The organism is Hyella patelloides LEGE 07179 (assembly GCF_900659865.1).
Lineage (GTDB): Bacteria > Cyanobacteriota > Cyanobacteriia > Cyanobacteriales > Xenococcaceae > Hyella > Hyella patelloides.
Map to the genome: position 1 here is coordinate 1 of NZ_LR214028.1, position 10,099 is coordinate 10,099.

The 10,099-nt window shown below is 38.3% G+C and carries 10 protein-coding genes and 1 pseudogene; 7 read left to right on the plus strand and 4 right to left on the minus strand.

Annotated features, from left to right (window positions below):
- The first annotated feature begins 339 nt into the window (after positions 1-339).
- Positions 340-750 carry a DsrE/DsrF/TusD sulfur relay family protein gene (locus H1P_RS27040; protein WP_144873540.1) on the plus strand — a complete coding sequence of 137 codons (411 nt, stop codon included), beginning with the start codon at positions 340-342 and terminating at the stop codon, positions 748-750.
- A gap of 10 nt (positions 751-760) precedes the next feature.
- The gene (locus H1P_RS27045) at positions 761-1,141 is read left to right on the plus strand and encodes a DsrE family protein (RefSeq protein ID WP_144873543.1); all 381 of its coding nucleotides are present in this window, start codon (positions 761-763) and stop codon (positions 1,139-1,141) included.
- A 478-nt stretch (positions 1,142-1,619) separates the two neighbouring features.
- On the opposite strand, the gene hemH is transcribed toward H1P_RS27045, so the two are convergent.
- Positions 1,620-2,783: a ferrochelatase gene (gene hemH / locus H1P_RS27050; RefSeq protein ID WP_144873546.1), complete on the minus strand. Its 1,164-nt coding sequence runs from the start codon at positions 2,781-2,783 to the stop codon at positions 1,620-1,622.
- A 154-nt stretch (positions 2,784-2,937) separates the two neighbouring features.
- On the opposite strand from hemH, the gene H1P_RS27055 reads away from it, so the two are divergent.
- From H1P_RS27055 to H1P_RS27070, 4 genes are all read left to right on the plus strand, one after another.
- A complete protein-coding gene (locus tag H1P_RS27055) occupies positions 2,938-3,564 on the plus strand; it encodes a class I SAM-dependent methyltransferase (RefSeq protein WP_144873549.1) in 627 nt (208 codons plus the stop codon).
- A gap of 15 nt (positions 3,565-3,579) precedes the next feature.
- Positions 3,580-4,101 carry a YqeG family HAD IIIA-type phosphatase gene (locus H1P_RS27060; RefSeq protein WP_144873552.1) on the plus strand — a complete coding sequence of 174 codons (522 nt, stop codon included), beginning with the start codon at positions 3,580-3,582 and terminating at the stop codon, positions 4,099-4,101.
- 208 nt (positions 4,102-4,309) lie between these two features.
- Complete coding sequence (locus H1P_RS27065; protein ID WP_144873555.1) at positions 4,310-5,242, plus strand: ribonuclease Z; 933 nt, start codon at positions 4,310-4,312, stop codon at positions 5,240-5,242.
- A 133-nt stretch (positions 5,243-5,375) separates the two neighbouring features.
- Positions 5,376-6,497, plus strand: a complete 1,122-nt coding sequence (locus H1P_RS27070; RefSeq protein ID WP_144873558.1) for a WD40 repeat domain-containing protein — start codon at positions 5,376-5,378, stop codon at positions 6,495-6,497.
- Here the strand turns inward: H1P_RS27070 and H1P_RS27075 are convergent.
- The 3 genes from H1P_RS27075 to H1P_RS27085 all read right to left on the minus strand — a co-directional run bounded on the left by H1P_RS27075 (position 6,494) and on the right by H1P_RS27085 (position 9,852).
- The gene (locus tag H1P_RS27075) at positions 6,494-7,615 is read right to left on the minus strand and encodes an alkene reductase (protein WP_144873562.1); all 1,122 of its coding nucleotides are present in this window, start codon (positions 7,613-7,615) and stop codon (positions 6,494-6,496) included. The genes H1P_RS27070 and H1P_RS27075 overlap by 4 nt on opposite strands.
- 183 nt (positions 7,616-7,798) lie before the next feature.
- Positions 7,799-8,710, minus strand: coding sequence for a pentapeptide repeat-containing protein (locus H1P_RS27080; RefSeq protein WP_144873565.1), 912 nt, complete (start codon positions 8,708-8,710; stop codon positions 7,799-7,801).
- A 440-nt stretch (positions 8,711-9,150) separates the two neighbouring features.
- Positions 9,151-9,852, minus strand: coding sequence for a Crp/Fnr family transcriptional regulator (locus H1P_RS27085; protein WP_144873568.1), 702 nt, complete (start codon positions 9,850-9,852; stop codon positions 9,151-9,153).
- A 62-nt stretch (positions 9,853-9,914) separates the two neighbouring features.
- On the opposite strand from H1P_RS27085, the pseudogene H1P_RS38560 reads away from it, so the two are divergent.
- Positions 9,915-10,099 (plus strand): annotated as a pseudogene (locus H1P_RS38560) (IS701 family transposase); the annotation flags it as partial.

Below are 10,099 nucleotides of genomic sequence, written 5' to 3' on the forward strand. Positions count from 1 at the left end.
GTGGGTTTCCCGCGCAGTTTAAGTCGGACGCTTGCACCCAATGCGACGGGTATAAACACCCCAATGCGATGGGTGTAAACGCCTTACGGCGAAGCGGTCAGAGAGACCCCGCCTTGAAAAGACGGGGCTTCCTCTGACTTCGTGAGTTAGTGCGGTCTTGGGCGGGGCAGAAGAGTTCTGCCGTGAAACGACAGAATCAGCCCCTTGGGTTTCCCTCAATGAGCAACTAACGAACCCTTTAGGGGGTCTGACCTCATTTCCTCCCGTCAAGTACAAAGCTATTAGCAAGCGAAGCTCCTAGCTTAGAGCTTTAAGAAGATAAATTAAATTGAGCCAAAAATGTCATCTAAAACTTTAAGTATTGCCATCATGGATGCTCCCTATGAATCGGCTAACTCTACTACGGCTTTAAGAATTATTCATAGTGCCTTAAATCAAGGACACAATGTTGAAGTTTTTGCCTATGAAGGAGCGGTTAATCTGACCATGAAAGAACAATCTCCCCATGCCAATTCCATTAAAGGTACGACTATAAAAGAGGAAAATCATCCTACAACCAAAGATTGGATTGCTGCTTTATTTGAACTGGCTCAAGCAAAAAAAGTCACGCTAAATTGGATTAATTGTGGCTTGTGTGTAGACGAACGAGGAGCGGGAAATTGGATTGATGGAGTCCATAAAGGTGGCCCCGCAGACTTTATTAAAGCAGTTCAAAAAAGTGATGGTGTATTAGTAATTCCGACTCGTTAACGAAGAAAAAATGAAAGTATTAAATATCGTAGAAACCGCCTATCGAGCAACCTTAGAAGAACAAGATGATACTATTCTTTGGTTAAGTCAGAGTTTACAGAATTCAGAAGTCGATATTTCGATCTTGCTTAGGGGTAATGCTGTTAATTATCTGATTAAAGAGCAAAAGCCCTTTAATTTGCACTTTGGTACTTGGAAACAAACCCAGCCTCCTGAGTTAGATCGGGATTTGGAGCAAATGATCGCCAAAGATATCTCCGTTTATGCGATTGCTGAAGATATTGCAGATCGAGCTTTACCCCAAGATAGACTAATTGAAGGAGTATCTATGGTTGCCAAAAATCAGGTAGCTCAACTGTTCGAGCAATTTCAATATGTTTGGCATTGGTAAATTATATAACTGGGAAGGTTTTTAATTAGTATTTTGCGATCGCAATTATTCCAGATTTTTGGAAGTCTTGCGTAAAAAGCAACAGATAATACCATTTCTTAAAAGTAATAAGAGACGAAGGTTTAAAGCTAGGAGTCCTAAAGGATACCGCTTCCGCCTTAGGACTCGGCTTCGCCGTCGCGCGACCATCGGTGAGTCCTTTAGGGCATATCAGGAGTCACGCCCGTCAGGAGTTAGTGTAAACAGTAGTTTGAGTGTTTTTTCGTCAATTAAAAATAATTTTCTATCTATCTAGCTATTGCGCGAGAATTGGTATAACTTATAGGGTGGGGAACTTATAGCTTATAGCTAGGAGCGAAGCTCCTTTATAATGTTATTTGCCAACCCAATTCATAAAAAAATAAAAACCCCACCTAAATTTTATAGATGGGTAAAAAAAGCGATTTAATTATGTGTTCTTGAATAGGGTTTTGATTATCTAGAGTAATCCTACTAAATGCAAAGGGCCATTTCCGCTAATCAATTCCATAACTAACGCCAAAAAGCCCAACATTGCCAAACGACCGTTCCAGACTTCTGCTGCGGTGGTCATTCCCCATTGCCATTTCTCTTGGGGATACATCTTCATGTTTTTCTTAGGATGAGTAACTTCACCAAAAGTACAGGGAGGAGAGTTCAAAGATTCCACTACCAATTCTGCTAAAGAGTTAATAAAGGTAGGATGAGTATTTAATGCAGGAACACGAAAAAAGTTTTCAATTCCTGATTCTTCTGCGAGTTCGCGATATTCGATATCGATTTCTTGTAAAGTTTCGATGTGTTCGGAAACAAAGCTAATTGGAACAACGGCTAAGTCTTTAACTCCTTTCTCTCCTAATTCTTCTAAAGCATCTTCTGTATAAGGTTGTAGCCATTCTACAGGGCCAACTCTACTTTGATAAGCTAAAGTATGGGGATTAGAACGCCCTAAAGTTTCCATAATCAGGTTGGTGCATTTTTCGATTTCTTCCTGATAAGGATCGCCAGCCTCTTCTACATAACTGACAGGTACACCGTGCGCACTAAAGAAAACTCTTGCTTGTTCGGGATGTTCAAATTTATCTAATTCCTGGGCGATTAAATCTGCCATTGCAGTTAGATAGCCTTGGTTGTCATACCAAGAAGGAATTATAGTGTATTCAATTTTTTGTAGCTTGGGGTCTTCTGCCCACATCTCTTCAAGGACACGGAAGCTAGAACCACTGGTACTGATAGAAAATTGGGGATAAAGGGGTAAGATAACTAATTTTTCTATGCCGTCTTGTTTGATTTCAGCGATCGCCTCTTGAGTGAAAGGATGCCAATAACGCATTCCAATATAAATTTTTGCTTTTTGCCCTAATTGTTGTAACCTTTTTTCTAGGGCTGCTCCTTGATCTTCTGTAATCTTTCTTAAAGGAGAACCACCACCTATCTCCAAATAGTTATTCTGCGATTTTTTGGCTCTAAGAGTTGAAATTAACCAAGCTAAAGGTTTTTGCAATGCTTTACTTGGTAAACGAATAATTTCTGGATCGGAAAATAAGTTGTAAAGAAATGGACGGACATCTTCTATTTTGTCTGGCCCACCTAAATTTAATAATAAAACCCCAACGCGCCCCATAATTTTACTGCTTTATATTAACTTTTATTTTTTTGTACTAACTTTTAGTTCTACTTTATACTAACTTTTAGTTTCTTTAACAATTCTAACAATATATCTTGTACTAGGTTTTTCTTTGTCACAGGATACAGAACTTAACCAAGGAGGGAGATACTTGGCAACATTTCTTAGAACTCTCAGTTACCGTTACCAGAGTCTCTATGACGGCATTTCTTGGCTTGCTGCTCTTTCAGTAGGCGGAGAAGCCAGATTTCGCCAATTAGCACTGCAAAATCTAGAGATTACGATTGATACTAAAGTGTTAGATCTCTGCTGTGGTTGTGGTCAAACTACCAAATTTTTGGTACAAAAAAGCAATTTGGTGACTGGTTTGGATATTTCCCCCGTTTCTTTACAAAGAGCAGCTAAAAATGTACCTGAAGCCAAATATGTAGAGGGTTTAGCTCAGGATATGCCTTTGGCAAGTAGTAGTATCGATATAGTGCATACTAGCTCCGCTCTCCATGAGATGACCACAACAGAATTGGAGCAAATCTTTTCGGAAGTGTATCGTATCCTAGAATCTGGGGGCATATTTACTTTGATTGATTTTCATGCTCCGACTAATAGCCTATTTTGGTTTCCTCTTGCTATATTTATGTGGCTTTTTGAAACGGAAACGGCTTGGCAACTCTTAAAAACTGATTTAATCGAGAAGTTAGAAGACAGTGGCTTTCAACTTTTAAATCGCAGTTTTCATGCTGGCGGAAGTTTACAGGTTATTCAGGTAATTAAACCTTAAATACAAAATTTATTTATGTCCAAGAGATTACTGTTACAACCAGATTTAGTACTAGGAGGAGTTATTACTGATTTAACTCCAGAAATTTTGCAAGCTAATCAAATTGAAGGTTTAATTCTTGATGTGGATGAGACTTTAGTTCCCATTCGAGAAACGATTGTTACTCCCGATCTGGCTCGCTGGGCTGAGGAAATGAAGCAGGTAGTTAGCCTTTGGTTAGTTAGTAATAATTTAAGCCATAATCGTATTGGTAGTATCGCTAGGGCTTTGGACTTACCCTATTTTTTGGCAGCAAAAAAGCCTTCTCGCAAAAAACTCCAGCAAGCAGCCTATGAAATGAACTTACCCGTAACAAAAGTGGCTATGGTTGGGGATCGCTTGTTTACTGATGTGGTAGCGGGAAATCGTTTGGGAATGTTTACCATTTTAGTCGAACCCATGGTTCATCCAGCGATCGCAAAACGCCCTTATCCCATCCGTGATTTTGAAGTTTGGATATCGCAAAAGTTAGGTGTATCTTTGGCTACAAATAAATAACAGTTTACAAAAAGTAAAATAGCGAAATATAAAGAAAATATTATGAAAAACTAAGATCTGCAAAATATCTGAGATTCTTGATATAGATACAAATGAGGTCAGCTAATATAAAGACCTTAACCATATAAAACCAATATTAAGAAAAAGCGTCGTACCAGTGTAGTCTGGCTATGACGCTTTATAATTTCTCAGCGATGAATTATAGATAGTGGAAATTACTTTTCTAGGAACAAGTTCGGGAGTCCCGACAAGAGCGCGGAATGTATCTAGTGTTGCCCTAAGACTACCTCAAAAAGCAGAGGTCTGGTTATTTGACTGCGGAGAAGGGACACAGCATCAACTATTGCGGAGCGAAATTAAAAGTTCTCAAATTCGCCGAATTTTTGTCACCCATATGCATGGAGATCATATTTTCGGCTTAATGGGAGCGATCGCCAGTAGTGGTTTGGCAGGGAATGCTCAAAAAATTGACGTTTATGGTCCTGCTGGTTTAGCAGAATACCTCCAAGCTTGTGCCAAGTACTCTTACATGAGATTAGGTTCTCGCTTACGGGTACACACAGTACAACCAGGCTTAGTTTATGAAGAAGCAGAGTTTTCGGTTCACTGTCAATTGTTAAAACACCGTGTACCTGCCTATGGCTATCGAGTTATCGAAAAAGACCGCCCTGGTAGATTTGATATTGAAAAGGCTCAAGCCCTCAACATTCCTCCTGGCCCTATTTATGGCAAGCTGAAGCAAGGAGCAACCGTAACCCTAGAAAATGGTCGCATCATTAACGGCAAAGAACTTTGTGGTGAGCCAGAAATTGGCAGAAAAGTTGTTTACTGCACAGATACCGTATTTTGTGATGCTGCTGTAGATTTGGCTCACGATGCAGATGTGTTGATTCATGAAGCGACTTTTGCCCATCAAGATGCAGAAATGGCTTTTGAGCGATTACATTCCACTTCTACTATGGCAGCCCAAGTAGCCCTTTTAGCAGGAGTCAAACAGTTAATTATGACTCATTTCAGCCCCCGCTACGCTCCAGGAAACAATCTACAACTAAGCGATCTCAAGCAAGAAGCAAGAGCTATTTTTCCCAATACCAAGCTAGCTTATGACTTTTTTGCTTACCAAGTCCCCAGAAGACGATGATTAAAAAATAGTAAATAAAGGATGAGGGATGAGAGATGAAGTAACAAGTTTTGATAACTGATAAGAGGATAATATTTGCGACTGGAGAAAAAAGACTTTAAATTTAAGTAAGTTTCGATTGATTTTAAGAATTATGCAACTATTGGGTAAGAAAGTTCGTAAATTTCAGGTAGCGATTGTTTCAGCGATCGCAGCTACTCTTTATGGTATTAACGGTATACCTGTTGAGAGTCAAGAACTGCCTTCGTCTCCAGAGGTCAACATCGAAACTGAACCTGCGGAATCGGAATCGGTTACTCCACCCGAAGTTATCCTAGAAAAAGAGCCTGCTTTAAGTAGCTGGAGAAGACCACGATTAATTCATATTTTGCCAAAACATCAGAGTTCTATTGATTCTCTTCTTTTTAGTCCTGATAACTCTATTTTGATTAGTGGTGGTGGCTCAAACGATGCTTATATGCGCTTTTGGTCAGTAGATACGGGTGAACATCTTACTAAAATACGGGCGCAAAATACAGGTATTTTAACGATGGCAATTGACCCAAAAACTGAAATTTTAGTTAGTGGTGGCGAAGATTCAGTCATCAATCTCTGGGATTGGCAATCGGGGGAATACCAAGCGACTCTGTTTCAGCATCGTGGTAGTGTAACTTCTTTAAAAATTGCTCCAGATGGTAAAACTTTAGTCAGTGGTGCTGCTGATGGAATTAAAGTTTGGGATTTAACTACTCTTCCTTACACTCCTTTATATACTCTGGCAGATTTTGGCGATCCTACTAACGAAATTGCGATTAATCCTAACGGCTATCTTGTAGCTAGCGGTGATGATGATGGCAAGGTTAAATTTTGGAACTTACGCGAAGCTACTTTTGTTTCTGAATTTGCTCCCCATAAAATGCGTATTAGTGGTTTGGCTTTTATTCAAGAAGGTAAAGTTTTAGTGACAGCTAGTTTTGATCGCACTATCAAGTTATGGGATTTAGAATCGGGTCAACTATTACAAGAATTAACAGGACATACAGGAAAAATAAGAGCGATCGCTATTCACCCCAATGGAAACGTCTTAGCTACTGGTGGTAATGATGGCATTATTTTATGGAATCTCGAACAAGGTGAAATAATTACCAGACTCAAAGAAAATAGTAGTTGGATTCAGTCTTTAGCATTTAGTCCTAATGGTCAATATTTAGCCAGTGGTGGTTTCGATCTCAATGTTCGTATTTGGGAAGATACTTGGTTCAAGAGTCAAAATTAGTTATTGAGAAAGGGATAATCTGTGTAGCCAATCTTTAAGCGATCGTCTCCCCGACCATAAAATGTCTTGGGGTTGGGTTCGTTTAAATCTGCATCCTTCAGAAATCTTTGGGGTAAATCGGGATTAGCTAAGAACAACTTACCATAGGAAACTAGCTCAGCATCTTGAGCTGCAATTACCTGATTTCCTCGTTTTTTGTCATATCCGCCATTGGTAATAATAGTTCCGTGGTAAAAAGGTTTAAATGTGGGGAGAACATGATTAATCACATCTCCATTTTTTAAGTCAACTTCATTGGGTTCCATTAGGTGAATATATGCCAGATTAAAATCGTTTAGAGCCTTGATTACATAGCTAAAAGTGGCTTGAGGATTGGAATCTAACATTCCGTAAAAAGTATTGCTAGGAGATAATTTAATGCCTACGCGATCTCCTCTCCATACTTCTGTAACTGCTCTGACCACTTCTAACAAAAAACGAGCGCAATTAGCAATTGTGCCACCATATTCGTCAGTACGCTGATTAGAGCCATCTTGTAAAAACTGATCGATGAGATAGCCAAAAGCACCATGGAGTTCTACCCCATCAAAACCAGCATTCATGGCATTTTTCGCCCCTTGACGGAACTGCTCCACAATTTCCGCAATTTCCTCAGTTTCTAAGGCTCTAGGGGTTTCCAAGTCTACTTTACCGATAGGAGTATGGAGTTGTCCCTTCCCTGCGATCGCACTAGGAGCAACGGGTAATTCTCCATCCAATAAAGCAGGGTGAGCCACTCGACCACTATGCCATAATTGTAAAAAAATTTTCCCTCCGCGATCTCGAAGAGATCCGCTTTGCGGTGCGTGTACTGCTTGGGTTACTAATTTCCAACCTGCAACTTGTTCAGAGTCATAAATACCAGGACAATTTATATAACCATTACTCAGAGACGAAACCATCGTGCATTCAGTAATAATTAGCCCTGCGGATGCTCTTTGAGCATAATAAGTCCCCATTAATTCTGTAGGAATAGTTCCGTTAGCACGTAAACGAGTCATCGGAGCCATCACCATACGATTAGGTAAAGTATATTCCCCTAGTTTGAAAGAGGAAAAAAGATTGAGATTGGAAGTCATGGCTCAATATATTGGTGATTATTAGGGTAAACGAACAACAGAAAAAGTTATCCTAGAGAACGCGAATTTTGCGATCGCTAATATCAGAAATCAAAAAATCCTGCTGGCATGATGAAGCAACTTAAGTTAATTATTCAAGAAGGTACTAAAAAGTTAGATACATACATAAGAAGAAAAATACAATTAACTTTTAATTTGCCAACCAGCTTTTTTGGGGTCAAAGTTACCATCAAAACGAGTTTGGGAATCGTAATAAACATCATAGGTATATTCTGAAGGTAGTTGCGCTCCCCTTAAATCTGCACCACCAAAATAAGCTTGAAATAAATAAGATTCTTGTAAATTAGCACCTTGTAAATTAGCACTCGTAAAATTAGCTTTATCCAGATAAGCTTCTTGTAAATTAGCTTTGGTTAAACAAGCTCGCTCTAAATTTACGTTGGTCAGAACTGCTTTAATCATAGTTGCCAAGGCTAAGTTAACTTGAATCAAACTAGAATTAGTTAAATTAGAGCCTTTCATATTAGCTTCTCTTAAGTTAGAGCCATCAAGCTTCACTCCTTTTAAACTAATGCCCATTAACGGAGCGTTTTTTAACTCAACTTTCTGAAAATTGGTTTTGCCTTCGTTATAACTTTTAAGAATTTGGTAAATATCGCCAAAAGAACAATGACTGGGATTATAAATATTAAATAAATTTGACAAGAAAAAATCAACTGTTAATTGTTTAATATAGCCTTGTTCAACTGCTAAACGATGAAATCTAATTTTTTTTTCTTTTCTTTTTTGTAGTTTGATAATGCTGTTAACTTGTTCATCTGTTAGTAATCCTGCTTCTTTAAAATAGTATGCTAAGGGTTTTTTCTTTTGCTTTGCAACTATATAGGGCATCTTTTCCACAAAAAAATCGGCGGTTTCTTGTTTAATCCAGTTATGTAAAGCAAAGATTTCTCCTATTTTTATGTTATGGATTTTCTGCTCTCTCAAAGCCATTTCAATTTGGCTCGCAGAAATCAAACCCGCTTCCATCAAAGTTTCTCCTAGGGGTTTATTGGTAAATGTTAAATTCTGCTTGGAAGATGGCGAGTCTTTCATAATTGAAGAATTCCTATACAATGCTAATTAATGCTAATTAAATTACTGTCCTAAATATCAGGAGCTAACAAACATATTCTTATAAGCAAACAAACAGCTCAAAATAATCACTAAATATTATATAAAATTACTAATAATAGTTATATTTAGACTTGTCCAGTATAACCAATTAGCTAAAAAACAGTGTAAAATTACATTGAATTTTAGAAAAAAGATTAGCAAAGTAACCGTAAGTTATTTTTGTGATAGTATTGCGTCCACAATTATTACACAGCTTATGGCATTGGTATACCTCAGTATTACTTCCACAGATTTACAAAATAACCTGCTTTAGCCTTGAGAGAGTTAATAGTTAATTATAGTCTTAACACGATTTCTTTTTGTAATTCGTTAGGAGTATAACTTCCCATATTTCATGTAGTGCGTTAGCTCGCATAAGTCTATAGCCTTGGATTAAGTAGACGACTATATTCTTCTTTGATTTTGCCATAGCACTCACAGGCAAAAGTTTCTAATAGTTGAGAGTTGACAATGACAATTTGACCTCTGCTGTAAGTAATGATTCCTGCTTGTTGAAGAGAAATAGCTGCTTCGGTGACACTAGCACGACGCACACCAAGCATCATCGAGATCAATTTTTGCGTTAAAGGCAATGTATTTTTATTCGTACAGTCTCTTACCAGAAGCAACCATCGAGCTAATCTTTGCTCAATCACGTGATGAGATTGACAAGCAGCAATTTGAGCGATTTGACTTAACTGCGCTTGGGTGTAAAGCAAAAGTAGTTTTTGCAATTCTTCTCCTCTTTGAAATTCTTCCTGAAGAATCTGACTGGGAAGTTTCATTGCTGTACCAGCAATTTGCACGATAGAATCACTATTGGTTTGTTTGCCACCTAGAATAACGGGAAGACCTGCCATCCCTTCGTTACCTACCAAACCAACTTCTGTCGTTGACTTATCGGATAGAATTAGTACCAAAGAAACAGATGCTTGACGTGGAAAATAAACATCTGTAATTAACTCACCCGATTTATGAATGGTTTGTCCTTGACTAAGAGATACTTCTTCAAGATGAAAACTCAAACGCTGAAAAACGGAATTGGGTAAAGCAGATAACAGTTTATTATAGGACTTACGCATTGACAGAATAATGAGACAATGCACTCTTAAGTAGAAGACATCAAAAAAACAGGTATCGAACAATCAGGAAAATCAGCAAACCTTCCACCGCACAATGCAATCTCGAACACTACACATTGTTTTTATTGTCAGAACCCAAACAAATGGGATGTAATAGATTGTCAGAAATACTGGGAAATGTCTCACACGATAGCATCAATCGCTTTTTATTGAGGGAAAGATACGAAGCCAAAGATTTGTTCAACAC